Genomic DNA, 26,303 nt, shown 5'->3' on the forward strand with positions numbered 1-26,303 from the left:
GTCCCTTCGTTAGAGATTGCTATCCTTTCAAGCGGGAAATCTCATCAATATCAAGACGGTGACGTTTGTGGTATACGCTGACGATAATCGCCAAGCCAATCCCCACTTCCGCCGCAGCTGTCGCCATAATGACGAAGGCCATAACTTGACCATTCATGTCATGAAGCTGGCGTGCATAGGCGATAAAGGCCAGCGCGGCCGCATTCCACATCATCTCGGACGCCATAAACATAATTAGCGGGTTGCGGCGAAACATCACCCCGATAGTCCCCACTGTGAATATAATGGCGGCCAATGCGACCACCCAGTTAACGTAAATCATGCGCCCTGCCCCTCCTTGCCGGCCCCTTTCCGAGTTTCTGCGGTAGCATCGTGTTCTTTTTGAGCCGCGAGGCGCCTTTCTAATAGACGTTCACGCTTGGGAGGGTTCAACACCAAGACCCCAAGGGCTGCCGTTAAGAGCATGATGGCGACCCCCACCAGATAAATAAAATCAGGTCCCCACAACAACTTGCCAGTGGAATTCAAGCCGCCAAAGCCAGAGGGCAACGCGACTTTCAGTTGCGTCCCCGGATATTTGATCGCAAGCGCAACCAGCACAATCCCCACAATAATGGACAAAATGCCCGCCGTCGCGCGTTGACCTGGGAGATCTTCGGGAAGTTCGTGCTCTTCTTTTCCCGCTGTCAACAAGGTCACCACGAACAAGAACAACACCATGATGGCTCCAGCGTAGACAATAACTTGCGCAGCGGCCAAAAATTCGGCTTTTAAGTCAAGATACAATAGCGCCAGCGATAACAAGTTGGCTACGAGGTACAATGCACTGTGTACCGGCTGCCGAGCGGTAATCACGCCAATGGCCGCCGCAATCGCCAATACGCCCAATATGCCTATTCCGACCATAATCCATGGTCACCTCATTTCCTAACAGGGGGATGGAGTAATTCTTCTTTATCGGCAATCATGTCCAACCGGTCGCTGGCTGCCAGTTCATTAAAGGGCGTCAACCGCACTGCATTGGTCGGACATGCTTCCTCACACATGCCACAAAAAATGCAGCGAATCAGATCGACTTCATAATCCACCGCGTAACGATTGGTCCATGAGACAGCCTTGCCTTCCTCCGCTTCGGCCGCGACGACGCGGATGGCATGAGCGGGGCACACCGCCTCACATAATCCACAACCGACACACAATTCGTGCCCATCGGCGTCTTTCGCCAACATGTGTTTGCCTCGAAACCGGGGCGAATACTCTCGGCGTTTCTCTGGATATTCAATGGTATCGCGTGGCGCTCCCAATGCCTTGAATGTGGAGCCCAAGCCTTGAGCCATAGCCTTGATGCCTTCAAACATCGAAACCCCTCCTTTCAAATGACACCCGAGACAAAAGCTGCAGTCGCGACAAAATAGATCAACGCAGCCGGCACTAAGTATTTCCACCCAAAGGACATAAGTTTGTCATAACGAAACCGTGGAAATGTTGCCCGCACCCAGACAAACACAAACATCGACACCCCGACCTTCAGCAAAAACCAAACAATCGGCGGTAAGAAACTAGGTCCCAACCAGCCTCCAAAGAAGAGCGTCACAGCAATGCCACTAACCGTAATCATGTTGATATATTCAGCAATGTAGTACATCGCAAAGCGAAACCCGGAATACTCCGTATGATAGCCGGCCACCAATTCAGACTCCGCCTCAGGCAAGTCAAATGGGGTACGGTTGGTTTCGGCAAATGCGGTAATGTAATAGATGAGAAACGGAATAATTTCCGGTACAAAAAACCATCCATGCGCTTTTTGGGCGAGAACAATGTCTTCCATATTGGCCGTGTGCGCTAGCATCAATACGCCCATGACAGAAAGACCCATGGCCAGTTCATAGGAAATCATCTGAGCGGATGCTCGGATTCCTCCCAAAAGCGAATACTTATTCTGTGAAGCCCATCCGCCTAGCACAATGCCGTAAATCCCTAAAGAACTAAAGGCGAAGGCAATTAATAGCCCTATTGAGGGATTCGCAATATCCAGGGTAATCGTCGTTCCAAAGAGATGAATCGGAGCCCCAAAGGGAATCACAGCATCGACACACAGGGCGGCAAAGAGCGAAAACACGGGCGCCAAGCGGAATACCGACTTGTCCGCCAATGCCGGCATTAAATCCTCTTTTAGGGCCATTTTCAATCCATCGGCCAAGGGTTGCATGAGTCCAAAAGGACCTACCCGATTGGGGCCTAGACGTAGCTGGAAGAATCCCAGCAACCGTCGTTCGAATAACGTGGTATAGGCAAACCCTAACATCAACAGCGCAATTAACAAAATGATTTTCACAATTAGAATGACGAGCTGCAAAATCATACGCTTGGCACCTCCTCAGGACGCATCAATGTCAGCACCCCTTCTAGATGTTGGGCCCAGTCATGGCGGCTTCCACGAGGAATCCATAGGGTGTGTTCCATTATCGCGGGATCAGGCCGAACCGCTATTAAAACGCTTCCCTCCGAGGTTTGGGCCTGCACATACCCCCCCTCGGCACCGATTTGCAAACGAGCGGCATCGTCTGGACTGATACGCCCGACAAATTCGGTTTCACGAGGCTCCAAAATTTCGGAAGGCAATCCGTTTTCGACCACCCATGCCCCTTGAATCACGGTCCAAACGCCATCGGCTGGCTTGGTTGCTGGACGTGTCAATGTAATCTCAGATGCAACCGCTGCATCTGCGCGGATTAATACGTCCCCCTCCGCATTATCAAACACATCCCATGCGTCGTCTTGCCATTCTTGGCGGAATAAACGCGCCCAGTTGACCACATAACTCCGAGTAGGACGGGCTTGACCCGGAGGCTGCACCCCCGCCGCTCCGATACTCAGTCGGCCTTCCATATTGACGTACGTGCCTTCGACTTCACCCCACGTCGCCACCGGCAATAAAGCGTCAATATAGGGCATATCTAAAGGCGGCACCACTTGGGCTGACACCACATAGTCCGCCTTCTCTAAGGCTTGCTGGGCCAGCTTCCGGTCCGGAAACTCGCGCAACAAATCAGCCCCCCACAGCACCAACATATGAATGTCGCCGTTGCGTACTTTGATCAGAAGGTCCTCGACAGCCGCATACTGCGGGTCAATCCCCGCCTGTTCATACCCACGCCAATTCACCGGGCCGTAGGTCGGAAGCACGGCGGTCGGATTTTCTCGTACGTCCGCCAAGACGCTTAAGACCGTGGCCATATCGGAATTTTCTCCATCCCATAACAATGTCAGGTGCTGCGCGTCGAGAAGCTTTTGTCCGAAGACCTCTAAGTCCGCATCGCTCACGGGCAACGAGTAGTCTTGAATAGACGCGATTAACGCTTGCACCCTAGAGTCGTTGGGAAGTCTGGAGGCTAAGGCTTTCGCAAAGAAAATAGCCTCGTCTTCGGCGTCTATCAGATAATCCTGTCCTGGCATGGTTTCGCGAGTCAGACGCCGTGGCCCCACGCCCATCACTTGCAGTTGGGGAAAATGGTGCAGGCGATCCCGCAGCTTAAGGTGAACAACGGGTACCGCTTCGTAGGGGTCAACCCCCACAAAGATAACCGCGTCCGCTTGCGCCACATCCTCAAATGTTCCATTAAGGGATAGGGGTAGATAGCCCTTCACATCACGCACCATTGCAATATGATCGGTATGCGCCACATCATGGGCAAAGCGGCGCAACAAATGCGCTTCTTCCGCAGTAAAATGGCCTCCTAAGACAAACCCAATACTTCCAGACCCATACTGCGTCAAAGTACGCTGCATCCATTCCGCCACATCTCGCGTGGCTTGCGCCGCCGACGTGGTCTTTTGTTGAACCCACGAGTCTGTAATGCGCTCGGGATGGTATCCAAAATCATATCCAAAGCGCCCACGATCGCACAGCCAACCCCAATCTCTATCGGGCACGGGACGCCCTTCCATCCGAATAATATGGCTCTCTCTGGTCGTTGCAAGGCTTGAGCACCCGACTGGGCAATGCGGGCAAATGGTGCTATGGCGCTCAATGTTCCATGGTCGCCCTTTGTGATAATAAGGGGCCGACAAGAGCGCGCCCACCGGGCAGAGGTCAATGACGTTACCCGTAAACTGGCTCGTGGCCGGTTGATGCTCTACTGTCGTGACAACGGTTTCTACACCACGCCCTTCCAACAGCAAATGCGGCTCGCCCACGTATTCCCCCATAAACCGCACACAACGTTGACAGAGCACACAACGCTCCTGGTCAATCAAAACCAGGTCGTTAATCGGTCCATTTTTCACCTTTTGGATTTTCGGCTCTTGAAACCGTCCACGCCCCGGTCCATATTCAAAAGTGTAATCCTGGAGATAACACTCTCCCCCTTTGTCACACACGGGACAATCCAAGGGATGATTGATCAAGAGAAACTCCAAGACACCCTTGCGGCCTTTCTCCACTGCTTCCCCTTGCGTATGCACGACCATGCCTTCTGTCACCGCGGTCGTACAGCCCGTCACTAACTTGGGCATTTTCTCCACTTGAACCAGACACATGCGGCAAGCTCCCAAAGGACCTAATGCCTGGTGATAGCAGTAGACGGGGACGTCAATGCCCAGTCGAGCTGCTGCATCTACGATCATCGTGCCTTCAGGCACTGTGACTTCCTGACCATCAATGGTTAACCGTATCATATAACTTCGCTCCCATCGGACATGCATGTTCACGCACATGTGCCTCGAACTCATCCCGGAAGAATTTCATTGCGCTCACCAACACGCCAAGCGACGCATCGCCGAGCGGGCAAAAACACTTGCCGCCAATGTTATCGGCAATATCCATCAGCGTATCGAGGTCTTCTTCCGTGCCTAATCCGTGCTCAATCCGCTCGAGCACATCCGTCATCCAATACGTGCCTTCACGGCAGGGCGTGCACTTACCACACGACTCTTCTCGGTAGAACTTCACCAAGCGGGCCGTCGCACCCACAATGCATACAGAATCATCCAATACAATGCAGCCACCAGAGCCCAGCATGGACCCCGCTTGCAATACCGACTCATAATCCAGCGGTGTATCCAGTTTGTCGGGCAAGAGCAAGGGCACCGAACTTCCCCCGGGAATAACGGCCTTGATACGTCGGCCAGGCAATACACCCCCAGCATAGTCATCAATCAGCGTGCGCAAGGGCGTAGCCAAAGGAATTTCGTAATTGTCCGGGCGCACTACCCGTCCACTGACACTGAAAATCTTCAAACCTGGACTTTTCGCCGTCCCCATCGAGGTGTACCAATCCGCACCATACGTCACGATCGCCGGCACATTGGTGATCGTCTCGACATTGTTCACCACGGTGGGACCCCCATACAGACCCGCAACGGCGGGAAAAGGCGGCTTCAACCGAGGATTGCCCCGGCGCCCTTCCAGCGACTCGAGAAGGGCAGACTCTTCGCCACAAATGTAAGCGCCAGCCCCCCGGTACACCTTCAAATCTACCGAGAATCCTGAGCCGAGAATGTTTTCCCCTAAATAGCCTGCGGCATAAGCTTCAGCGACCGCCCGCTGTAACTGCTCCGCACCGAACAAGAATTCCCCGCGGCAATAAATGTAGGCTTCACGCGCTTTGGTGGCATAACTGGAAATAATAATGCCTTCAATGAGTTGATGCGGATTTTTTTCAATGATTTCGCGATCTTTATAAGTGCCGGGCTCTGCTTCGTCGGAATTTACTACAAGATATCGCTTGCGCCCGTCGTTGGGAAGAAATCCCCATTTCATGCCGGTCGGAAACCCGGCGCCACCTCTGCCACGCAAGCCGGACTTTTTAACCAGATCGACCAGTTCCTCCGGCTTATACTCGTTTAACGCTTTTTTCAGCGCTTCATAGCCGCCATGTGCCTGGTAGACCGCCATTTGGTCAATATTCGGTATCTCACGATTGCGTAAGAGGTAATATTTCTGACTCATGGCGTCACCTCTTTTTCAGACGATGTGCCCAGCAGTGTTTCTTCCGGTCGTTCCAAGTCAACCCGCTCGAAATACCGCAAATTGACTTGGGCAACTGGCGCTGCGTTGCACGCCGCAAGGCATTCGGCTTCGAGCAAGGTGTATTCACCGTCTGCTGTTGTCTGTCCTTCTTTAATGCCCAAATGGTGCTCTAATTTCTCCATTAAATGGTCTGATCCAGCCAGTGCGCAAGATAAGCCCACACAAACGTGAACGACATTTTTGCCTACTTTGTGGCGATAGAACAATGAGTAGAATGACGCCACGGATTCCACATAGGACTCTGGTAAATCAAATAAAGTTGCCACATCATGGATTGTTTCATCGGACAGCCAACCCTCGTGGGCCTGAATGCGATGCAATAATGGCATTAACGCCGAGTTTGCACCCGGATATTGTTCTTTGAATTCCCGAGCCCACTCTTTCCACTCCGGCTTCATTTGTCGACATCCCCTAACATAATGTCAATACTCCCAATCGCAGTAATTACATCGGCCACTAATCCATCTTTGCACATCAAGGGCATCGTCTGCAGATTGTAAAAAGACGGCGTACGGGCGCGCCACCGATAAGGTTTCGTCCCCCCATCCGAGACGATATAAAACCCCATCTCGCCACGAGGACCTTCAACGGCTTGATAAACTTCGCCAGCGGGTACCACAAATCCCTGGGTGACCAATTTGAATTGATGAATCAAGGCCTCCATATTGCCGTAAATTTCATCACGGGGAGGCAAGCTAATCTTGCGATCGCTGGACGTGTAAGGACCGGTCGGGGTAATTTTATCGATGGCTTGCTCAATAATTTTCATCGCTTCGTAAATCTCATCCACACGCACCCAGAAGCGCGCATACGCATCAGCACCTGTACGTACGGGAACATCAAAGTCAAAATCTTCGTAGGAGGAGTACGGCTCGTCTTTCCGTAAGTCAATGGGCAATCCCGTAGCCCGCAAGTTCGGCCCCGTAACAGACCACGCAAGGGCCTGTTCTTGGGTTATCGTCGCAATCCCTTCCAGCCGTTCATTAATCAGCGGGTTCCCTTCAAACAGATGGCGGTATGATTTCATCCAGCGAGGGAAATCCTTCACAAATTCATGCACTTTTTCGTGAAAACCCGCAGGCAAATCATACGCCAAGCCCCCGATGCGAAAATAACTAGGGTTCATACGCACTCCCGCCGCATCTTCAATCAGGTCCAGAATTACCTCACGTTCTCGCATCGTATAGAAAAAAAGACTCATCGCGCCCAAGTCCATCACATGCGTACCCAACCACACTAGATGGCTAGCCACGCGCGTTAATTCTGCAAATAAGACGCGAATATATTGCGCCCGTTTGGGGACTTCAACCCCTAACAGTTTTTCAACGGCTAATACATACGCCAAGTTGTTGGTCATAGGAGCTAAGTAGTCGAGACGATCGGTAATGGTATTGCACTGCTGATACGTAAGGTTTTCCGCTGTCTTCTCAAATCCCGTGTGAAGATAACCCACCACAGGCTCTGCATGAACCACGCGCTCTCCGTCCAATTCTAAACGCACCCGCAGTACTCCGTGCGTACTTGGATGTTGCGGCCCCAGATTGATGATCATCGTTTGCCCGGGGTCCACTGTCTGTGTCGATTCTAACTTGTCGGCAGCCATTCCCATCACCTCTCAGTCGATACGAGTTCCTGTCAGCGGATAATCCTTACGCAGGGGATGCCCATCCCAGTCTTCTGGCAAATAAATGCGCTTTAAATCTGGATGTCCGGAAAACACGATGCCAAACAAATCAAACGCTTCGCGTTCTGGCCAATTGGCTCCCGGCCACAACGTGGTTACGGTCGGCACGCTTTGATCGATGGCCACCCGCGTCTTTACACGGATTCGGGCACGCTTCCACGGTTGATATAAGTGATAGACCAATTCAAACCGCGGTCGGCTGGGTAGATAGTCCACGGCTAATACATCGAGGCACATCGCATAATTTTCCTGGGTCTTGAGAAAGGTCAAGACGGGAATTAAATCATCTAGCGCCACCATTAAGGTTGGTTGATCCACCGCGTTCACGTCTTCAATCTTGTCGGCAAATTGGTCATGCAGTCGCGCCATAATGTCGGGATCGTTCTGATTCACAGGGTCTCAGCCTCCATTGCCATTCGTTGATACTTTGGGGGAATGCCCTTGATAATCTGTTCTTGCAATTTGAGAATTCCAAACATTAAAGCTTCCGGATTGGGGGGACACCCCGGGACATAGATGTCAACCGGTACAATGTGGTCGACTCCTTGCACAATAGCATAATTATCAAAGACACCTCCTGACGAGGCGCATGCGCCCATGGAAATGACCCATTTTGGCTCAGGCATCTGCTCCCAAATCGTCCGAAGAACTGGCGCCATCTTTTGACTGACTCGCCCCGCAACAATCATCAAGTCAGCTTGTCGCGGCGAGGCCCGAAACACCTCAGCACCAAACCGCGCTAAATCATAACGAGAGTTCGTGACACTCATCATTTCAATCGCACAACACGCCAATCCAAAGGTCGCCGGCCATACGGAAGATTTCTGGGCCCAGCGCCCCATTTTCTCAACCGTTGTCAGCAATAGCGACTTTTCAGCCTCTTTCTGCTCCGAACTTAATCCCATTGGAATCCCCCCCTGTTCCACACATACGCAAACGCAAACGCGATGATAATCAGGAAGAATAGCGCCTTCTCAAACCCTATTTGCCGCAAGGTCGTTAAACTCACCGCCCACGGATATAAAGCCATGACTCCAACATCAAAAATCATAAAAAACATCGCTACCCGATAAAATCGCACGGAGAAATACCCAACCGGCGCTTCAGGAGCGATACCTGATTCATAGGTCGCCTTTTTCAATCCGCCAGGCGCTTGCGGTCCTAATAAATTCGAAGTGTACGACATGCCAAACGCAACCAAGAATGCGACAATGAAATAGATCAATAGTGCGGTGTAATTCGTGAACATCTCCGCCACCCCCGCTGTCTTCGATTCACAGTTTCCCACTATAAGGAACTAATACGGAACGTTCTTGGATTCACAAACAGATTATACGCTCTTGTCACAACGTCGTCGACCGGGATCCCCGTATCGTCTTACTTCTCTAACAATTCACCATTATGGCAAACTGCACGAAAAAACGGTAGCCTTTTCTCGTGAAAAAAAGCACACATCGTCTAATTTTGTCCGTCCGTTTCGAAATTTTGCCCTTTTAGCAGGCGCCGCATACGATGATTCACGGCAGATTTGGAAATAGGTGGGGATAACGCCAATCCCAACTCCTTTAATGACCAATCCGGATGGGCAATACGCAATAAAGCTAGTTCCCGCAACGCCGGTGGAAGGCTTGGATCGGAAACCTTTTTTTGTAAAATCCGCGCCTGCTCCATGCCCGATTCGACTGAACGCCGCAAGTTAGCGGTTTCCGAATTGACAAGACGGTTGACGCGGTTTTTTACGGTTTTCATGACTTGCGCACTTTCCCACTCCAGCACCGCCTGATGCGCGCCCATCTGCGCTAATAAGCGAATAATCTGCTGGCGGTCTTTCCAATACAACACCGTACGCCCGCGGCGAACCGTTTCTTTGGGGCGCAGATGCAACGGGAGTAACACATGAAGAAGCAAGGCCCTTTGGGCTTCGCTATCAAGCCCGAATTCCAAATGAATTCCCCGCTCAGGATCGGCCAAATATCCACGCGCTAAGAACATGCCCCGCAAATAACTGGGTCCACATCCCAAAATTAAGCTCTGCTCGTTGACGCTATCAACGTTAAGATTTGGCTTAATGACAAAATGCATGCGGCGCGACGCCCGGTAAACCATAATGCGCGGAGAAAGATTTAATGTTTTCATCAATCGGTATGCCCGTCGCGCAATGAGAGCACTGCCTATTTTTAGGCCATCGCGCCATTGGTCAGGTTGCGAAAAGCCGCCAAGACCCCACAACTCCGCCCACATGCAAGCGGGGAGAGATTCAATGGTCTCCCGCGCTATCTCTGCCTTAACTTGTCGCGCATAAGACCATCCCATCGTGGCTGGTGACGCTCCCGTAAACGATTTTCCAACCAAGCCGCGTCCATTAAACGGCCTTCAGCCCATTTAGGCCGAAATTTTATTAAAATTCGCAAGAGTGCGGTTGCCAATTTCTCCGGATCGTGGCGAACCACTTGCCCTGCTAATAGTAGATTATCATAGATCACCAGCGGTTCAGCACCTGACAAGCCGTCAATAGCACCTCCGACTTGGTCAGCCCCCTCTTTGCGGTAGCGAGCCAACAAGTCTTCGGGGACAGGCTGACTATTGACTAGCACGATATCAATAAGGCCAGGCCCCACATGCTTGTCAATCGCCGCAAGGTGGTCACGAACGGAGAAGTTCGCCGTCTCCCCTGGCTGCGTCATAATATTGGCGACATATACCCGAATGGCTTGGGTTTGCCGAATAGCGTCGGCAATCGCCGGAATCAAAAGATTGGGCAATATGGACGTATAGAGACTCCCCGGCCCCAACACGACCATGTTGGCCGATAAAATTGCCTCAACGGCTTCCCGTAGCGGTGTTGCATCAGAGGGCTCCATCCACACTCTTTCGATCGGCTTTTCACTATGGCCAATAGCACTTTCTCCCGTGACATGCGTTCCATCAACCAATTGAGCTTCGAGTGTGACATGTTCTAAGGTCGCTGGCAGCACCGTTCCCCGTACCGCAAGCACACGGCTTGACTCGCGCAAAGCCGTCACAAAATCACCAGATACCTGTTCCATGGCTGCCAAAAATAAGTTACCAAAGCTATGCCCTTTTAATTCTCCTGCGGGAAATCGATGTTGGAACAGTTGTTCCATTAAAGGTTCCGTATCGGCCAATGCCACCATGCAGTTCCGAATATCGCCTGGGGGAAGCATTCCCATATCGCCGCGCAGACGCCCAGAGCTGCCCCCATCATCCGCCACCGTGACTATGGCGGTCAAGTTGGAACTGTAATGTTTTAACCCACGTAAGACCGACGGCATGCCGGTTCCCCCACCTAAAGCGGCCACATGCGGTCCTCGCGCCAGTTGTCTTTTCGAATATAACAGGCCGGCCCATCTATCAGATCCCAGCATCTCATTGAGAGATTGCCACAAGCCATAGACTCCGAGCACAATGCTGACGATACCGACTAGCAAAAGCGTCCCCTCAACCGCCGGCCGATGCCATCCGGACAACAAGGCAGGCAAGACCCAGAGCGCCAATGCCATGCCCAACGTCATAAACCCTAAGGCCATAAGCGCCATAAAGCGTTTAAGCTTTAAACCCGGAATCAACAAACGCCACATGTTAATCCTCCCGCAGCTCAAGATCGCGGTGTTCGACCAAGGCTTGGCTGCCATGCTCAAGCAGCAATTCCTTTAAATGGTTGGCAAAAACCACTGACCGATGTTGGCCGCCAGTACAGCCAATGCCCACGGTTATCTGGGGTTTTCCCTCTTGCTGAAATTGAGGAATGAGAAAGGTCAGTAGGTTATCAAGATGTGCAAGCGTCTCCTTGGCCTGGGGAAAGCGCATCACATATTGATCGACCGCGGCGTCGTTACCCGTCTTGCTTCGCAAATCGTCTACATAATAGGGGTTAGGCAAGAAACGGACATCAAAGACCAAGTCGGCATCCTTAGGCAAGCCATGTTTGAACCCAAAAGATACTAAGCGCACCTGAAACGATGAGGCACCCGCATCCAAACGAAAAATGTCAGAAATTCTTTGACGCAATTGCAATGGGGTCAAGCCAGAAGTGTCAATAACAACATCCGCCTTGCCCCGAATTTCTTGGAGCGCCCTTTTTTCTTTCCGCAAAGCTTCGACAAGTCGGCCTTGGGCCTCTAAGGGATGGCGCCGTCTGGACAGCTTATATCGGCGAATTAAGGTCTCCTCATCCGCCTCTAAATAAAGCACCTGATAAGGCAATCCCACCACTTCTAATTCGCGTAATGATGCGGTCAATTGGTGAAAGAAAACTCCACCCCGAATATCCATCACTAACGCCGCTCCTTGCACCTCAGGGCTCTTATGCAGTAGTTCTGCAAACTTGCTGATGAGATTTGGGGGCAGATTGTCCACACAAAAATAGCCTAAATCTTCGAACACACGCATCGCTTCACTGCGTCCTGCTCCTGATAACCCCGTAATGACTACTAGCCGTGGTGGTTCCATCATGTCACCTCCCTCGTTTTCAATGATTACACGCCAACTACCGAATACCCTCTTGCTCTTCACGATATTTTGCGTTCTAATACAGGAAATTCGCCAGATGATGTCGAATTACCCATCAAAAGGCGATGGTAAGGAGAACAAGGAGGCTTTGTCCATGGCGACAGAAGCATGGTCGCGCAAGCGCCGACACCAAACCACTCAAACAGACCCAATCGATCTCAATACGGGCACCTCTCGAGCCGATTTGAAACGAGCAGCCCGGGAACGGCAAATGGAACGGCAGTTCGCCTGGGCCTTTATCATTACTGTGACCCTAACCACTCTCTACCTGATTTGGCGCTTGCCCTGGGGGCATCAGATCCTAAGCCGTTGGCATTAGTCGTTATCGCGTAAGATCCAATGAGTGATAGCATACGCGGCACCATCTTCTTGTACGGGTTTAGTGACATAGTCTGCTGCGTGTTTGACCATGTCTGACGCTTGGCCCATGGCGACGCCAATGCCCGCGTACCGTATCATGTCGATATCATTCTCGGCATCCCCCACGGCCATAATGGCTTCGCGCTCAATCCCTAATCGATGCGCGACCTTTTCCAAAGCTGGCCCTTTGCCCACACCCGCAGGTACAATTTCTAGGTAATCTTGTTGCGATTTGAATAACCGTCCTTGAAGGCCCAGCACCTCGGGAGTAATTTCTACGCGAAATTCATCCAGGCGTTCCGGATCATCCTGCAGCAAAATTTTAATGGGAGGTTCTGGCCAGCGCAGAATATCATCGCCCAGTTTCACTTCCCCGGGAATATGATTCACCGTGATATAGTGTTGAGCTCGTTCATCTTCGCGCGACAACCACAATTCATTGCCCACATACACTTGCGCCAAAATCCCCCACTCAAGCGCCCGCCGCACCACGAAATGCGCCACTTGGGAATTGAGCTGCCACGCAAACCAAGGGGTTTCACTCGGGATTTCGGCGACCAAGCTTCCGTTATAGGCAATAAGTGGGCCGTTGCCAAGATCTAGGCGCATCCAATAAGGAATAGCCGAGCGTAGCATACGCCCCGTCGCTAGCATCACCTGAACCCCCATAGCCCGGCACTGCGCGACACGCTCAATAAGTTCTGTCGATAAAGAACCATCGGGGCGCAGCGCGGTGCCGTCTAAGTCCAACACCAACAATTTTATCCGTACTTGATCACCCATCCTACAACCCCCGATACAATAGAAAGAATTAACGCCCCCCAAAACGCCGCGCCAAATCCATGGACCATAAAGCCTGGAACTACCGCCGACACCAACCATAGCATCAACGCATTGATCACTAATCCGAACAACCCAAAGGTGAGAAGATTAATGGGCAATGTTAACAACTTGACGACCGGTCGAATAATTGTGTTAACAAGCCCTAGTACCAAGGCCGCTACAATAATACTTTCCGCACTGACGGCTTGCACGCCAAGATGTAAATGCGTGACCACCGCGAGCCCCACAGCGGATGCAATCCATACCGTAAGCCAACGCATGACGCATACCTCCTCTGTGTCGCCATCGAGTGTTGTACCCCGCCACTGCTACGACGTCGAGTCCTCGGTTGTGCTCCGTTCTTCATGTAAATATTGATACACGGCTAGGGCCACCGGACGCGTCATCGCAGGCAATGCAGCGAGCTCTTCCACAGTGGCTTGCCGCATGGCGTGGAGATCAGCATAAGTCTGACGCAATACCTTCTTACGCGCCGGCCCCACCCCTGGAATACTATCCAAAACCGATGCTAAGTTGCGTTTCGTCCGCAACTGACGATGATACGTAATCGCGAAGCGATGTGCCTCGTCCCGCAGATGCATAATCAATTTCAATGCGGCAGAGTCGCGGTCGAGAATGATAGGTTGCGCTGATTGGGGTTCAAACAGCCATTCATGCTGCTTCGCTAATCCAAATACCGGGATATCTTCTACACCCAACTCTTGCATCGCTTGATAGGCATATCCCAGTTGCCCTCGCCCCCCATCGATGATAACCAATTCCGGCGTCGTCGCAAACCGACTCTTTCCTAAGAGTTTGGCATCCTCCGCTTGATGGTGAAAACGACGTCTAATAACTTCTTTCATAGACAAAAAATCATTCGGTCCTTCAACGGTTTGAATGCGGAATCGTCGGTACTGGCTCTTATCCGGCTTTCCGTTGGTAAACACCACCATCGATGCCACGGATTCCGTTCCCTGCGTATTCGAAATATCATAACACTCCATCCGCACAGGCAACTTAGGCAATCCTAAACTATGCTGAATTTCCAATAGCGCTGTATCGCGTTCGCGCTCTTTAATTTCCAGACGCCTCAACGCTTCATCGCGTGCCAATGCCGCATTTTGCCGCACCATCGCCAACAATCGTTGTTTTTCTCCACGCTGTGGAACTTTTAACTCCACCCGTCCTCCCCGTTTTTCCCGCAGCCATTGATCAATGCCATCCACCTCGGGCGGTAAATGTTCAATAAGAATTTCAGGCGGAATATCTCGGGCCCGGTCATAATATTGCATGAGAAAGGCCTTGGCAATCTCGTGTTCATTGTTTTCGTCTACGCCCGTCAGAGTGAATGACTCCCGGCCAATCAACCGCCCTTCGCGCACCATAAAAACTTGAACGTAGGCATCGTCTGCGCTGACCACCCAGCTGATGGCATCAAGCTGGCGTCCCGCCTCCGCCGACACTTTTTGCTGGGCAGTAATCTCTCGCACAGCCTTCACTTGATCACGAAAACGCGCTGCCTTTTCAAACTCCAAATGAGCAGCGGCGTCATTCAGTTGCTGCACCAACGTCTTTTCTACCGCATCAACTTTTCCGTCTAAAAATAGCTCAACATTTTTCATCATGCTACGGTAGCTGTCTTTGTCAATTAAGCCTTGACACGGTGCCGGACACCTTTCAATATGGTATTCCAAGCAAGGCCGCACGGCGTTTTTAAATTTCTGATTGGTGCAGTTACGAATCGGAAAAATATGACGTAAGAGCCGGATCGTTTCATGAACGGATTGCGCACGCGTATACGGCCCAAAATAACGGCTGCCTGGGATATCTGGCCGACGCGCAATCATCAAACGCGGAAACTCTTCTTCCCAACTAAGCCGAATATAGGGATAGGACTTATCATCCTTCAGCCGGATGTTATAATGCGGCTGAAGCTTTTTAATCATAGTGGCTTCAAGAATCAACGCCTCGACTTCGGTGTCTGTCGTAATAATTTCAAAATCCACCACGTGACGCATCATAGCCGCCACTTTCGGCTGAAGACGGCTCGCTTCTTGGAAATAGCTCCGAACCCGTTGCTTTAGACTGAGTGCCTTGCCGACATAAATCACCCGGCCATTTTCGTCTTTCATGAGGTAAATGCCTGGCTTATCCGGCAACAGTTGGCGCTTTTCCTCCAAGTGTTCCGAGATCATGATATCTCCCCTTTCGCACGACGTCCTAACCCTATTGGGGCAACGAAGCTCCTTCGCGCCGTGCGATGTGACGCCCTAAAAACTGGCCTGTGTACGAATCCGGATTGGCGATTATTTCGGGAACCGCCCCTTGAGCCACTACTTGGCCCCCCATGTCTCCTCCTTCCGGCCCTAGGTCAATAATCCAGTCAGCCGTTTTGATTACGTCTAGATTATGCTCTATCACCAAGACGGTGTCGCCTTGCGCCACCAATCGCTGCAACACCTCTAACAAGTGCCGAATATCCTCTTGATGCAACCCGGTTGTCGGCTCATCCAAAATATAAAAGGTCCGGCCATCCGAACGTCGCGACAGTTCAGTCGCGAGCTTAACCCGCTGCGCTTCTCCACCTGACAACGTTGTAGCAGGTTGCCCAAGACGCACATACCCCAATCCCACATCTTTCAGTGTCTGGAGTTTCCGCTTCAAACGATTGTGTAATTGAAAAAACTCTAGCGCTTCATCAACGGTCATATCGAGCACATCCGCAATATTCTTGCCTCGATAATGGACATCCAACGTTTCACGATTGTAGCGTGTCCCTTTGCACACTTCACAAGGAACATAAATATCGGGCAAGAAATGCATTTCGATTTTGAGAATGCCATCACCCTTGCATGCTTCACAGCGGCCGCCACGTACATTAAAGGAAAACCGTCCCGCTTTATATCCCCGAATATTGGCCTCCGTGGTATTGGCAAAGACTTCACGAATCAAGTCAAAAGCACCGGTGTAGGTAGCAGGATTGGATCGTGGCGTACGCCCAATAGGACTTTGGTCAATCGCAATCACCTTGTCCAAATACTCTAAGCCTTCCATGCGTTCATAAGCCCCAATACGGCGATTACGTGCTCCGTTGAGGCTAACCTCCAATTGCTTGCGAATGATGTCATTAACCAGCGTCGACTTTCCTGAACCCGAAACGCCGGTGACCGCCACCATTAAGCCTAGGGGAATATTAACCGTGATATTTTTCAGATTGTGCTCCGTAGCCCCGACGACTCGAAGCCACCGTCCTTCCGGCTTTCGGTAGGCATCAGGTATGGGTATCTCACGTGTCCCGGCTAAGTACTGCCCTGTCAAACTGTGAGGGTCCGCCATAACCATCTGAGGCGTCCCATGAGAGACAATATGACCGCCATAAATGCCAGGCCCAGGCCCGACATCCACTAAATAATCAGCGGCTAACATGGTGTCTTCATCATGTTCCACGACCAGGACGGTATTCCCCAAATCCCGAAGCTTTTTCAACGTTGCAATCAATCGCTCATTGTCCCGCTGATGCAAGCCAATCGAGGGTTCATCAAGAATATACAGCACTCCCACGAGCGACGACCCAATTTGCGTGGCCAGCCGGATGCGCTGCGCCTCGCCACCGGACAGGGATCCCGCAGCCCGTGATAGCGTGAGATAGCCCAGCCCAACATCCACCAAAAAGCTCAACCGTTCATTGACTTCTTTCAAAATGGGTCCCGCAATACGCTGATCGCGCTCGTCAAACGTTAATGCCGCAGCAAAGGCTCTGGCATCACGAACGGACAACTCGGTGAAATCCGCAATGGAGAGCCCCCCTATCGTCACAGCCAAAACTTCGGGCTTGAGTCGCTTTCCATGACATACGGTACAGGGTTTTGAACTCATGTATTCTTCCACATCTTGCTTCGCGCTTTCCGTTCCTGCCTCTCGGTAACGCTTGGCTAAAATCGGAATAATGCCCTGATAGCGCGTCTGTTGGACATGATTGCCAAAAACACCTTCAAAGTGGAAGGGCAAGGTCTTTTCATAGCCGTAAAAAACAATCCTTTTCGCTTCATCGGGTAAATCGCGAAACGGGGTGGTCAGGGAATAGCCAGCATCTTGAAACACCGCCGCCAATAAATTCATGTAGAAGCGGCTGGGAGCACGGAAAATGGGAGCGACAGCGCCATCATTGATCGACAAAGACGGATCAGGCACAATTAAATCAGGATCGGGTTCTAATTTGAATCCTAAGCCCGTACACGCCGGACAAGACCCATAGGGCGCATTAAATGAAAACATCCGCGGTGTCAATTCTTCAAGAGAAATTCCGCACCGAGGACAAGACAATTCCCGAGAGAAAAGCTCGGCTTCGCCCTCAGGCTCGCCAACTTCTGCAAGCCCACCACTGACTTCTAGGGCTTGTTCCAAAGATTCGGCCAGGCGGTGGCCTACTGAATCCCGCACCACAATGCGGTCCACCACCGCTGCAATATCATGCTTCTTGTTTTTATTCAACGCGGGAATGTTTTCGACCTCGACTAATGCCCCATCGACGCGAGCCCGCGTAAACCCTTGCTGGCGCATCTGATCAAACAGCTTTTCATGGGTTCCTTTTCGGCCCCGCACCAAAGGCGCACGAATCTCAAGACGCGTTCCTTCGGGTTTTTGCATAATGCGGTCGACCATCTGTTCGATGGTCTGCTGGCTCACTTCATTGCCACATTGGGGACAGTGCGGCACCCCCACACGGGCATATAAAAGCCTGAGATAATCATAAATTTCGGTCACGGTACCGACGGTACTCCGAGGATTATGGCTGGTTGTTTTTTGGTCAATGGAAATCGCCGGGGACAGACCATCAATGCTATCCACATCCGGCTTGTCCATCTGTCCCAAAAATTGCCGAGCATAACTTGACAAAGACTCGACATAGCGGCGTTGTCCTTCGGCGTAGATGGTATCAAAGGCTAACGACGATTTCCCCGAGCCCGAGACCCCCGTAATGACCACTAGCTTGTCGCGCGGTATCTCCAGGGACACATTCTTCAGATTGTGCTGCCGTGCCCCCTTTACGGCAATTACTGTGCTAGCCATGTCGTTTGCGCTTCCCTCCTGCCGCAGCCTTAATGGGTGCCTCGTTTTCTAACTCCATAAGCATATCGCGAAGCATGGCCGCCCGTTCAAATTCCCAGTTGCGGCTGGCCTCTTTCATTTCCTTGCGAAGCTGGCGCGCCATTTGAATACGTTCCCGTGCTGTCATATCCTTCATCGGTTTGTCAATCACACCATCATCCGAGACAGACTTGGTCGCCTGAATCACTTCCCGCACGGCTTTCGTGATGCCTTTGGGGATCACGTGATGCTCCTCGTTGTACTGCCGCTGAATCGCACGCCGACGATCCGTTTCGTCAATAGCCCGAGCCATGGAATCCGTCACTTTATCCGCATACATGATTACATGCCCCTCCAAATTGCGGGCGGCCCGGCCGATGGTTTGGATGAGTGAAGTGACCGAACGCAAATAGCCTTCTTTGTCGGCATCCAAAATGGCCACGAGCCCTACCTCGGGCAAATCCAACCCCTCTCGCAACAAGTTAATGCCGACTAAGACATCAAATTCCCCGAGCCGCAAGTCGCGAATAATGGCCATCCGTTCGAGGGCATCAATATCTGAATGCAAATAGCGCACCTTGACCTGATTTTCCCGCAAGTACTCCGTAAGGTCTTCGGCCATTCGTTTTGTCAGTGTCGTCACCAAAACCCGTTGCTCCCGCTTGACACGATCTCGGATTTCACCCAGCAAATCATCAATTTGACCTTTAGTAGGCCGTACATCAATCGGCGGATCCAAAAGACCCGTCGGCCGCACAATTTGTTCCACGACTTGGCCTGCCGCCTCTAATTCATAAGGACCAGGCGTTGCTGAAACATAGATCACGTCATCAAGACTACTTAGAAACTCATCAAAACGCAGCGGACGGTTATCTAACGCCGATGGGAGTCGAAAGCCATGCTCCACTAGCGTCGTCTTGCGGGACATATCCCCTGCATACATGCCCCGAATTTGGGGTACGGTGACGTGCGATTCATCAATAATGGTCAAGAAGGGATGCGGAAAATAATCCAGTAACGTAAAAGGAGGCTCCCCGGGATTTTTTCCCGTAAAATGACGCGAGTAATTTTCAATTCCAGAGCAAAAGCCTACTTCTTGCAGCATTTCCAAATCGTAGCGCGTCCGCTGCTCAAGCCGTTGGGCTTCGAGATCTTTGCCCAGTTCTTTCAACGTCCGCAACCTGTCTTGCAATTCCGCTTCGATGGATGCCAACGCTGGGGCTAGACGGTCTTGCCCCATAACATAGTGAGAGGCCGGATAAATCGCTACATGTTCTCGTTCCCCCAAGATCTCGCCAGTCAAGGGATCAAATTCCCGAATGCGCTCAATTTCATCCCCAAACATCTCAATGCGTATTGCCTGCTCACTTTGGTTGGCTGGAAACACTTCAATGACGTCGCCATGAACACGAAACTTCCCTCGAACAAAATTTACATCATTGCGGTCGTATTGAATTTCGACTAATTTGCGCAAAATCGCATCCCGCTCCCGTTCCATCCCCACTCTCAGAGACAAAACCAGTTCGCGATAATCTTGCGGCGATCCTAAACCATAAATGCACGAGACACTGGCCACAATAATCACATCCGGCCGTTCAAGCAAAGCGGACGTCGCAGAGTGTCGCAGTTTGTCAATTTCATCGTTGATTTGAGAGTCTTTCTCAATGAATAAATCGGTTTGCGGGACATACGCTTCGGGCTGATAATAATCGTAATAGCTAATAAAGTACTCCACCGCATTATGAGGAAAAAAAGCCTTCAATTCCCCTGCCAACTGCGCGGCCAGCGTCTTGTTGGGCGCCATCACCAACGTGGGTCGATTGACTTCTTGGATGACGTTCGCCATCGTAAAAGTCTTGCCCGATCCCGTAACGCCTAGCAAAACCTGCTGCCGTTTTTGATCCGATATTCCACGCACCAATTTGGCGATAGCATCAGGCTGATCGCCTTGCGGCTGATAAGGACTCACGAGTTGAAAGACGCCCATTGTTCATCCTTTCTCACTGGTTCATTACATTGTGTCGACAGCGTCGGGGCAAAAAAGGTAACGAGCAAGACAAAGCCCCACACCCCTATGGCTCTTTACGCGCCCGCCAACCCGTTTAGGGAGAAACGGACGGGGTAATGCGTCGCTTCCACGTTTTTCTCCATTCCTTTCATTATACCACGCAGCGCAAATTGTCAGACGCGGAGAAAGCGGCGGAGCGCCACCATGCTCGCTAATCCTCCGACAAGCAACCCTCCCCCTAGAGTAAAATCCACCGTTTTCCCCATCACTTGAGAGTACGGCGCCATAGGCCAAAACGGCAAGGCGCCAGCAGCGGCCGCCACCAACCAATGGTAGCCTTGTGCCACTACGACATCAGCGATGCCAGCCCCCACCAAACCTAGAACCAAGCCTTCCAAAATGAAAGGCCAGCGAATAAACCAATCCGTGGCACCCACAAGTTTCATCACGGCGACTTCCCTCCGACGAGCAAAGACAGCTAAACGTATCGTATTGATGATAATGAACAATGTGGCGAGTCCCAACAACAGCTCTACGACCCATCCCACCCATTTCATGATGATGGAGAGCCGGGATAAGCGTCTGACAACCTGCCCTTCATAGACCACGTTGTGGACCACTTTTTGATGTTGAAAACGCACCGCCAAGGCCGGAATTTCAGCTGGGTTCTTTGTATAGACATTAAACCCGTCAAAGAGCGGATTGGATTTAGCAATCAGCGTCAAGAGATCCCGTTGATCTGGAAACTCCCTTTTGAGACTTTCTGCCGCTTGTTGTTTGGTAAAGAACTGAATTTTACGGACGCCTGGCCACTTGTCGGCTTCATTCAGCAGCGCCATTTCTTTCGATCGTGGAACATTGGTATTGATAAACACCCGCATCTCTACTTGGTTCTGTAACACGGTGGTAAGATGATTCATATTGACCGTCAACACAAGAAAAAAGGATAAGACAAACATCGAAATAGCCACCGTAGATACGGAGGCTAGGGTCATCCACGTATTGTAAACAAGGTTTCGTCCCGTTTCTTTGGTAATATACCACACACTATTAAGACTCATAGCCATAGGCCCCTCTCGCCTCGTCGCGAACGATTCGCCCGTTTTCAACGGCAACCACGCGCTTGTGCATTTGATTCACAATATCGCGCGCATGCGTAGCCATAATAATCGTCGCGCCGCGGCGATTGATCTCATTGAGCAGCTTGATAATTTCAAATGCGGTATCTGGGTCCAGATTCCCAGTAGGTTCATCGGCAATGACATAAACCGGATTATTCACCAAGGCCCGCGCAATTCCAACCCGCTGCTGCTCTCCTCCGGATAATTGATGCGGAAAGTTATTACGTTTTCTCGAAAGGCCGACGAGATCCAAAACCTGAGGTACACGCTTTTGGATTTCATGACTTTTCGCACCAACAACCTCCATTGCAAACGCGACGTTTTGAAAGACCGTACGATTCGTCAGCAATTTCACGTCCTGAAACACGACCCCTAGTTGGCGCCGAAGCCGTGACACTTGATTTCGGCGTAGCTGTGACAGGCGAAATTCGTCCAGAAAGATTTCTCCGGCCGTAGGGACTTCCTCGCGATAGAGCATGCGTATTAACGAGGATTTGCCCGCCCCCGATGGGCCAACAAGAAACAAAAACTCGCCGCGATGGATTTCCAAATTGACATCAATTACCCCATAATGTCCATTTCCGTAACGTTTGCTGACATTCTCCAAACGGATCATATCGTTCCCCCTGAGATATTAAAATACGACATCGAGTGACGAATTCCTGCTGTTATGCCCTAGCGCCTCGCCATGATATAATTTTTGTATTGAGTCTTTGTATGAGGAGGCGACATGGTTGTCTTTGGTATCACTAGGCGTCGCATTCGTTGCTGGGCTAGCCTCCGTCTTGTCGCCTTGTGTTTTGCCTCTCATCCCGTCATACCTTACGACGATGGCAGGAACCGCTTTAACCGCGGAATCCGTTCATAACCATGTGATTCGGCGTCGCGTCATGCAAAATGCGGTATTGTTTGTTTTGGGCTTCTCGATCATTCTTGTACTGGCAGGACTCGGGGCTAGCAGCATGGGGCAGTTTATCCATTTCCACCGCCAAATTATTGCGGAGATTGGCGGCCTCATCATGATTGTGTTCGGCTTGGAGATTTTTGGGCTCATTCAAATCGGCCTCATCAAACGTGACGTGCATTTTTCCGTGACTCCCAAGGCTCAGGGCATTTCTGCCGTCATCTTAGGGATGGTCTTTGCAGCCGGATGGACGCCATGTGTCGGCCCAATTTTGGCCAGTATCCTGCTTCTTGCGGCGCATTCATCAACCGTCAGCACGGGAGGGATTATGCTGGCAAGCTATGCCGCTGGCTTAGCGGTTCCCTTTATTGTCTTAGCCTTTTTCTTAGGCCAAGCGGCACAATGGACCAGGCAAATGGGACGATATCTTCCCTGGATTGAGCGCATTTCCGGGGCCATGCTGGTGATTTTAGGAATTAGTCTACTTACCGGCTGGTATGACCGCATCCCCAATCTTGTTGCTTTAGCGCCCTTAGTGCGATGAAAACATTACGCAATGCTCTAGGGCTTGTCTTTCTGCTGACCATGGTCCTAGCCCTTATCATTCGTCCCCCCGTTCAGCAAGGGTTTACGGCCCAGAGCGGCCAATCCGTGAACAACATCGTCGTGGTAGGAGCAAACGGACAAGCCGTCAATCTTGGCCATCTCTTAGACCATCATGCGGCTCTCATCAACTTTTGGGCCACGTGGTGCCCAGCGTGCCGTATGGAATTGCCCGATTTGGATATCGCCAACACACCGTCCACCCGTCTCATATTGATCAGTCAAGGAGCGCCCAATGCGACCCAACAATTTTTAATGCGTTACCAGTTGCCGAAAAGAGTCAGTTGGTATGACCCTAGCGGACACGTTTTCAATGCGTTTTTTGTCACAACGTTGCCCACCTCCTACTTTGTCAATCGGTACGGACTCATCGTTAGCAAGGTGGTAGGGCCTATGACCCCGACGTTGCTCAGGCAGAACCTCGCAGAAGCCGTAAGCAATTCAAAGGAGTAGCTGCCCTTGTATATTCCATCGCAGGTCTTATTAGGCCCCCTTCCTTTGTCCGGCGTCATGCTCATCGCAAGCGCAACCTTATCCTTCATACTGTTGGAACATCTACACGCGCCTAGTCGTGATCAGGACCTCCTCGTGGCCATTATTTTTGGGGCGCTTTTGGGTGAAAAGGGCATTTACATACTCACCGATGTGGGATATTTCATCAGGCATCCCTCTCATCTCATTTTTACCCCGCAAAGCACCCTGGGGTTTTGGGGAGCTGTCGCGGGGGCGGTTCTCGCGGCAGGGTCTGTAATCTTCCGTCACCGCCACTTGTGGAGATGGTCGGACACGGATATGGCGGCTCTAACTTTAGCCCCAGCTTTAAGCATATGGGGCTTAGGCATTCCATGGATTGGGGGCCCTTCGAATCTTTGGCTGTTCACGATTACAACCCACCATCTCGATCACTTTGCGACCTATTTTCTGTGGTCCTTGCTGATGATGCTCACCACAGCGTTTTTATGGAGTCTGTACTGGTATCGTCCACGCCAAGATGGACAACTGGGCGGTACCTTCCTTCTCATGACGGCCATAAGCATGGGCGTAGCCTCTCTTACGACCGGCACCCCAGGTTCGCCCTTTACCGAGGTGCAGTGGACAGCATGGCTCTTGGCGGTTACGGGATATCGGCTCATGACCATGACCCTCTAACCCTAGATTGACCTTGCTCTTCGGTCTATAATGGGATGACTATAGTCGACCCATAGCCATTAAGAATAGCGAAACGAGAACGCCCTTACATGGCCTCGGGCGACACCGCGGCAGTCACATTGCACGACCTGCCCATGCGAGAGTCTCAGAAGGGAGCTAGCATTTCAATGGACGTCTTAAAAATTCATCCCCGTGGCTATTGTTATGGCGTGGTCGATGCCATCACCATGGCCAAGCGTGTAGCGCAAGATCCGAATGTGCCACGGCCTATTTATATTCTTGGCCAAATCGTGCACAATCAACACACGGTATTAGAATTAGAACACTATGGAATTACCACGCTAGACGGAGCGTCCCGCCTCGAATTACTGGACCAAGTCCCGGATGGTGCCACCGTTATTTTCACAGCCCATGGCATTTCTCCCAGCGTCAAGGCCAAAGCCCAGGCGCGTGGCCTCACAGTCTTCGATGCAACCTGTCCCGATGTCACAAAGACTCACACACTGATTCAAGAGAAAACTCGTGCGGGCTATTCGATTGTGTATATTGGCACCAAAGGACATCCCGAACCTGAAGGTGCCATGGGGGAAGCACCGGCGTCTCGCGTATGCTTGGTAACACGTCTCGAAGAGGTTGACGACGTGCCCTTTAGTCCGAATGACCCGATCGCGATTGTCACGCAAACAACCCTCAGCCAATGGGATACGGCAGCCATTATCGACAAACTTCAAGAGCGGTACCCTCATGCGGAGGTCCACAATGAAATCTGTATGGCTACTCAGTTACGGCAAGAAGCTGCCGTTAAAGCTGCGGATGAAGTGGATATGGTGGTGGTCGTCGGAGACCGCCGTAGCAACAACTCGAATCGTCTGGTGGAAGTTGTTGAGAAAATTGGTCATAAACCCTCCGTACGCGTCGAAAGCGCTGAGGACTTGCGCCCAGAATGGTTTGTCGGGGTTTCGACGGTTGGTGTCACCGCAGGTTCTTCCACGCCCAGCCGCATTACCCGCGATGTCATCAAAGCCTTAGAAACGTTACCGGACTCACCAAACAACGGATAAATATAAGCCCGCATTACACCGCGTCCGCCAGCTATTCGTTTAAAGGGTGGGCGCTTTTTTATCAGATGCGCCGTAAAACTCCGCCGTTCAGGGCGGAGTTTTACGGCGTTGCCGTCAGGCAAATCTTCTGCTAAAATACGTATGTTCGCTCTTTGACAACTGGATACGTTCGTGTGGTTGTCTTCCGCAATTCGTGGGAGATGTAAAATGTATCGCGTCGTCATGATAAGACGTTAAAACATGCGAATCCTTGTGGCCACTCAAAAAAAGTGGCATGAGAATCTGACGTGTAGAAATAACACGTATCGCCGTCCCGTTCCCCTCCAGGGAGCGTTAAGGCGTAGTCCGGCTGAACCCCGGGAAATTGCTGGCGGGATAAGCGGTGGCGAGTCCGGAGGACCACTCCGAGGGGGTCACACCCCGCGACGCAGCGACCACGGTTCCCCCAGAATCTCCGCCCTTTAGGGCGGGGAGGTTCAATTTGACGTTTTTTTCATTGGTAGTGTCGACATAAGAGCGGCGTTGTTAGCCCTTACGCGCGATGTTAAGGCCGGCGCACCAACCGCTAGCAGAACGGGTTACAAAATTCGGAGCTGCTTCCCACATTGTTTTTCTATTCCAGTGTTCGACGCGCTACAGGTAGCAAGCAAAAATTGAAACTGGGTACGGACACTGCATCAACCGGTCAACGCCACTTTTGTTTAGATCATATCAGATGTACCGGACGACTCCACGGTCCCATGTTTAGGAACGCAAAAACCCCCCGTCTATTTCAAACGAGGGGTGAAAAAAATGTCGGCACGACTGGGCCTCCCAGATCCCTGCGGATCCAGTACCACCAGCGAGGAAGTGGGGGACGACCGTGTGCGGCATGGGAACGGGTCAACACACTTCCTCTGAGGCACCGACAAAGGCGTCGGACCATCTCGGGCCCTAACA

The 26,303-nt window shown here is 51.5% G+C and carries 26 protein-coding genes; 5 read left to right on the plus strand and 21 right to left on the minus strand.

All coding sequences use genetic code 11. The features are described 5' to 3' along the window. Positions 1-19: 19 nt before the first annotated feature. The 14 genes from nuoK to rapZ form a co-directional block, all read right to left on the minus strand. Positions 20-322: an NADH-quinone oxidoreductase subunit NuoK gene (gene nuoK / locus CO251_RS02325; protein WP_173677054.1), complete on the minus strand. Its 303-nt coding sequence runs from the start codon at positions 320-322 to the stop codon at positions 20-22. Further along, positions 319-906, minus strand: coding sequence for an NADH-quinone oxidoreductase subunit J (locus CO251_RS02330; RefSeq protein WP_103374193.1), 588 nt, complete (start codon positions 904-906; stop codon positions 319-321). The genes nuoK and CO251_RS02330 overlap by 4 nt, the downstream gene beginning before the upstream one ends. A gap of 14 nt (positions 907-920) precedes the next feature. Then, positions 921-1,358 carry an NADH-quinone oxidoreductase subunit I gene (locus tag CO251_RS02335; protein ID WP_103374194.1) on the minus strand — a complete coding sequence of 146 codons (438 nt, stop codon included), beginning with the start codon at positions 1,356-1,358 and terminating at the stop codon, positions 921-923. A 14-nt stretch (positions 1,359-1,372) separates the two neighbouring features. After that, positions 1,373-2,362, minus strand: a complete 990-nt coding sequence (gene nuoH, locus CO251_RS02340; protein WP_103374195.1) for an NADH-quinone oxidoreductase subunit NuoH — start codon at positions 2,360-2,362, stop codon at positions 1,373-1,375. Continuing rightward, complete coding sequence (locus CO251_RS02345) at positions 2,359-4,677, minus strand: 2Fe-2S iron-sulfur cluster-binding protein (protein ID WP_103374196.1); 2,319 nt, start codon at positions 4,675-4,677, stop codon at positions 2,359-2,361. Before CO251_RS02345 ends, nuoH begins: the two co-directional genes overlap by 4 nt. Beyond that, positions 4,658-5,950, minus strand: coding sequence for an NADH-quinone oxidoreductase subunit NuoF (nuoF, locus tag CO251_RS02350; RefSeq protein ID WP_103374197.1), 1,293 nt, complete (start codon positions 5,948-5,950; stop codon positions 4,658-4,660). The genes CO251_RS02345 and nuoF overlap by 20 nt, the downstream gene beginning before the upstream one ends. Then, the gene (nuoE, locus tag CO251_RS02355) at positions 5,947-6,429 is read right to left on the minus strand and encodes an NADH-quinone oxidoreductase subunit NuoE (RefSeq protein ID WP_103374198.1); all 483 of its coding nucleotides are present in this window, start codon (positions 6,427-6,429) and stop codon (positions 5,947-5,949) included. The genes nuoF and nuoE overlap by 4 nt, the downstream gene beginning before the upstream one ends. Beyond that, complete coding sequence (gene nuoD, locus CO251_RS02360) at positions 6,426-7,640, minus strand: NADH dehydrogenase (quinone) subunit D (RefSeq protein WP_369825226.1); 1,215 nt, start codon at positions 7,638-7,640, stop codon at positions 6,426-6,428. The genes nuoE and nuoD overlap by 4 nt, the downstream gene beginning before the upstream one ends. A gap of 6 nt (positions 7,641-7,646) precedes the next feature. Then, on the minus strand, positions 7,647-8,108 hold the full coding sequence (locus CO251_RS02365) for an NADH-quinone oxidoreductase subunit C (protein WP_103374200.1): 462 nt from the start codon (positions 8,106-8,108) through the stop codon (positions 7,647-7,649). Continuing rightward, positions 8,105-8,620, minus strand: a complete 516-nt coding sequence (locus CO251_RS02370) for an NADH-quinone oxidoreductase subunit B (protein WP_103374201.1) — start codon at positions 8,618-8,620, stop codon at positions 8,105-8,107. Before CO251_RS02370 ends, CO251_RS02365 begins: the two co-directional genes overlap by 4 nt. Beyond that, positions 8,611-8,964, minus strand: a complete 354-nt coding sequence (locus tag CO251_RS02375) for an NADH-quinone oxidoreductase subunit A (protein ID WP_103374202.1) — start codon at positions 8,962-8,964, stop codon at positions 8,611-8,613. Before CO251_RS02375 ends, CO251_RS02370 begins: the two co-directional genes overlap by 10 nt. Positions 8,965-9,173: 209 nt before the next feature. Continuing rightward, entirely contained in the window at positions 9,174-10,028 is an 855-nt protein-coding gene (whiA, locus tag CO251_RS02380; protein WP_103374203.1) for a DNA-binding protein WhiA, read from the minus strand. Next, positions 9,989-11,314, minus strand: coding sequence for a YvcK family protein (yvcK, locus tag CO251_RS02385; RefSeq protein ID WP_103374204.1), 1,326 nt, complete (start codon positions 11,312-11,314; stop codon positions 9,989-9,991). Before yvcK ends, whiA begins: the two co-directional genes overlap by 40 nt. A gap of 1 nt (position 11,315) precedes the next feature. Beyond that, positions 11,316-12,185, minus strand: coding sequence for an RNase adapter RapZ (rapZ, locus tag CO251_RS02390; protein ID WP_103374205.1), 870 nt, complete (start codon positions 12,183-12,185; stop codon positions 11,316-11,318). A gap of 154 nt (positions 12,186-12,339) precedes the next feature. Here rapZ and CO251_RS02395 point away from each other — a divergent pair, with 154 nt between their 5' ends. Next, positions 12,340-12,564: a hypothetical protein gene (locus CO251_RS02395; protein ID WP_103374206.1), complete on the plus strand. Its 225-nt coding sequence runs from the start codon at positions 12,340-12,342 to the stop codon at positions 12,562-12,564. Here CO251_RS02395 and CO251_RS02400 read toward each other — a convergent pair. From CO251_RS02400 to ftsE, 7 genes are all read right to left on the minus strand, one after another. Then, complete coding sequence (locus CO251_RS02400) at positions 12,561-13,388, minus strand: Cof-type HAD-IIB family hydrolase (protein ID WP_103374207.1); 828 nt, start codon at positions 13,386-13,388, stop codon at positions 12,561-12,563. The two genes, CO251_RS02395 and CO251_RS02400, sit on opposite strands and share 4 nt — an antisense overlap. Next, the gene (locus CO251_RS02405) at positions 13,367-13,708 is read right to left on the minus strand and encodes a phage holin family protein (RefSeq protein ID WP_103374208.1); all 342 of its coding nucleotides are present in this window, start codon (positions 13,706-13,708) and stop codon (positions 13,367-13,369) included. Before CO251_RS02405 ends, CO251_RS02400 begins: the two co-directional genes overlap by 22 nt. A 48-nt stretch (positions 13,709-13,756) precedes the next feature. Next, the gene (gene uvrC / locus CO251_RS02410) at positions 13,757-15,625 is read right to left on the minus strand and encodes an excinuclease ABC subunit UvrC (protein ID WP_103374209.1); all 1,869 of its coding nucleotides are present in this window, start codon (positions 15,623-15,625) and stop codon (positions 13,757-13,759) included. Positions 15,626-15,656: 31 nt separating this feature from the next. Further along, positions 15,657-18,500: an excinuclease ABC subunit UvrA gene (uvrA, locus tag CO251_RS02415; protein WP_103374210.1), complete on the minus strand. Its 2,844-nt coding sequence runs from the start codon at positions 18,498-18,500 to the stop codon at positions 15,657-15,659. After that, the gene (uvrB, locus tag CO251_RS02420) at positions 18,493-20,505 is read right to left on the minus strand and encodes an excinuclease ABC subunit UvrB (protein WP_103374211.1); all 2,013 of its coding nucleotides are present in this window, start codon (positions 20,503-20,505) and stop codon (positions 18,493-18,495) included. Before uvrB ends, uvrA begins: the two co-directional genes overlap by 8 nt. Before the next feature lie 194 nt (positions 20,506-20,699). Continuing rightward, positions 20,700-21,587, minus strand: a complete 888-nt coding sequence (ftsX, locus tag CO251_RS02425) for a permease-like cell division protein FtsX (protein ID WP_103374212.1) — start codon at positions 21,585-21,587, stop codon at positions 20,700-20,702. After that, a complete protein-coding gene (gene ftsE, locus CO251_RS02430) occupies positions 21,577-22,263 on the minus strand; it encodes a cell division ATP-binding protein FtsE (RefSeq protein ID WP_103374213.1) in 687 nt (228 codons plus the stop codon). The genes ftsX and ftsE overlap by 11 nt, the downstream gene beginning before the upstream one ends. A gap of 118 nt (positions 22,264-22,381) precedes the next feature. Between ftsE and CO251_RS02435 the strand changes: the two genes are divergently transcribed. The 4 genes from CO251_RS02435 (at position 22,382) to CO251_RS02450 (ending at position 25,364) form a co-directional block, all read left to right on the plus strand. Then, positions 22,382-23,095 (plus strand): cytochrome c biogenesis CcdA family protein, encoded by a 714-nt coding sequence (locus tag CO251_RS02435; RefSeq protein WP_103374214.1) that lies wholly within the window; start codon positions 22,382-22,384, stop codon positions 23,093-23,095. Then, positions 23,092-23,607, plus strand: coding sequence for a TlpA disulfide reductase family protein (locus CO251_RS02440; protein ID WP_103374215.1), 516 nt, complete (start codon positions 23,092-23,094; stop codon positions 23,605-23,607). Before CO251_RS02435 ends, CO251_RS02440 begins: the two co-directional genes overlap by 4 nt. Positions 23,608-23,613: 6 nt before the next feature. Beyond that, entirely contained in the window at positions 23,614-24,303 is a 690-nt protein-coding gene (locus CO251_RS02445) for a prolipoprotein diacylglyceryl transferase family protein (protein ID WP_103374216.1), read from the plus strand. Positions 24,304-24,470: 167 nt separating this feature from the next. Next, a complete protein-coding gene (locus CO251_RS02450; protein WP_103374231.1) occupies positions 24,471-25,364 on the plus strand; it encodes a 4-hydroxy-3-methylbut-2-enyl diphosphate reductase in 894 nt (297 codons plus the stop codon). The last annotated feature ends 939 nt before the right edge of the window (positions 25,365-26,303 follow it).

This window comes from Sulfobacillus sp. hq2, from assembly GCF_002903155.1.
Classification (GTDB): Bacteria; Bacillota; Sulfobacillia; order Sulfobacillales; family Sulfobacillaceae; genus Sulfobacillus; species Sulfobacillus thermotolerans.

Bases quoted from the DNA above. Each gene is read 5' to 3' on its own strand.
- nuoK (WP_173677054.1), bottom strand. From the start codon at position 322: ATGATTTACGTTAACTGGGTGGTCGCATTGGCCGCCATTATATTCACA.
- CO251_RS02330 (WP_103374193.1), bottom strand. From the start codon at position 906: ATGGTCGGAATAGGCATATTGGGCGTATTGGCGATTGCGGCGGCCATT.
- CO251_RS02335 (WP_103374194.1), bottom strand. From the start codon at position 1,358: ATGTTTGAAGGCATCAAGGCTATGGCTCAAGGCTTGGGCTCCACATTC.
- nuoH (WP_103374195.1), bottom strand. From the start codon at position 2,362: ATGATTTTGCAGCTCGTCATTCTAATTGTGAAAATCATTTTGTTAATT.
- CO251_RS02345 (WP_103374196.1), bottom strand. From the start codon at position 4,677: ATGATACGGTTAACCATTGATGGTCAGGAAGTCACAGTGCCTGAAGGC.
- nuoF (WP_103374197.1), bottom strand. From the start codon at position 5,950: ATGAGTCAGAAATATTACCTCTTACGCAATCGTGAGATACCGAATATT.
- nuoE (WP_103374198.1), bottom strand. From the start codon at position 6,429: ATGAAGCCGGAGTGGAAAGAGTGGGCTCGGGAATTCAAAGAACAATAT.
- nuoD (WP_369825226.1), bottom strand. From the start codon at position 7,640: ATGGGAATGGCTGCCGACAAGTTAGAATCGACACAGACAGTGGACCCC.
- CO251_RS02370 (WP_103374201.1), bottom strand. From the start codon at position 8,620: ATGGGATTAAGTTCGGAGCAGAAAGAGGCTGAAAAGTCGCTATTGCTG.
- CO251_RS02375 (WP_103374202.1), bottom strand. From the start codon at position 8,964: ATGTTCACGAATTACACCGCACTATTGATCTATTTCATTGTCGCATTC.
- whiA (WP_103374203.1), bottom strand. From the start codon at position 10,028: ATGGGATGGTCTTATGCGCGACAAGTTAAGGCAGAGATAGCGCGGGAG.
- yvcK (WP_103374204.1), bottom strand. From the start codon at position 11,314: ATGTGGCGTTTGTTGATTCCGGGTTTAAAGCTTAAACGCTTTATGGCG.
- rapZ (WP_103374205.1), bottom strand. From the start codon at position 12,185: ATGGAACCACCACGGCTAGTAGTCATTACGGGGTTATCAGGAGCAGGA.
- CO251_RS02395 (WP_103374206.1), top strand. From the start codon at position 12,340: ATGGCGACAGAAGCATGGTCGCGCAAGCGCCGACACCAAACCACTCAA.
- CO251_RS02400 (WP_103374207.1), bottom strand. From the start codon at position 13,388: ATGGGTGATCAAGTACGGATAAAATTGTTGGTGTTGGACTTAGACGGC.
- CO251_RS02405 (WP_103374208.1), bottom strand. From the start codon at position 13,708: ATGCGTTGGCTTACGGTATGGATTGCATCCGCTGTGGGGCTCGCGGTG.
- uvrC (WP_103374209.1), bottom strand. From the start codon at position 15,625: ATGATCTCGGAACACTTGGAGGAAAAGCGCCAACTGTTGCCGGATAAG.
- uvrA (WP_103374210.1), bottom strand. From the start codon at position 18,500: ATGGCTAGCACAGTAATTGCCGTAAAGGGGGCACGGCAGCACAATCTG.
- uvrB (WP_103374211.1), bottom strand. From the start codon at position 20,505: ATGGGCGTCTTTCAACTCGTGAGTCCTTATCAGCCGCAAGGCGATCAG.
- ftsX (WP_103374212.1), bottom strand. From the start codon at position 21,587: ATGAGTCTTAATAGTGTGTGGTATATTACCAAAGAAACGGGACGAAAC.
- ftsE (WP_103374213.1), bottom strand. From the start codon at position 22,263: ATGATCCGTTTGGAGAATGTCAGCAAACGTTACGGAAATGGACATTAT.
- CO251_RS02440 (WP_103374215.1), top strand. From the start codon at position 23,092: ATGAAAACATTACGCAATGCTCTAGGGCTTGTCTTTCTGCTGACCATG.
- CO251_RS02450 (WP_103374231.1), top strand. From the start codon at position 24,471: ATGGACGTCTTAAAAATTCATCCCCGTGGCTATTGTTATGGCGTGGTC.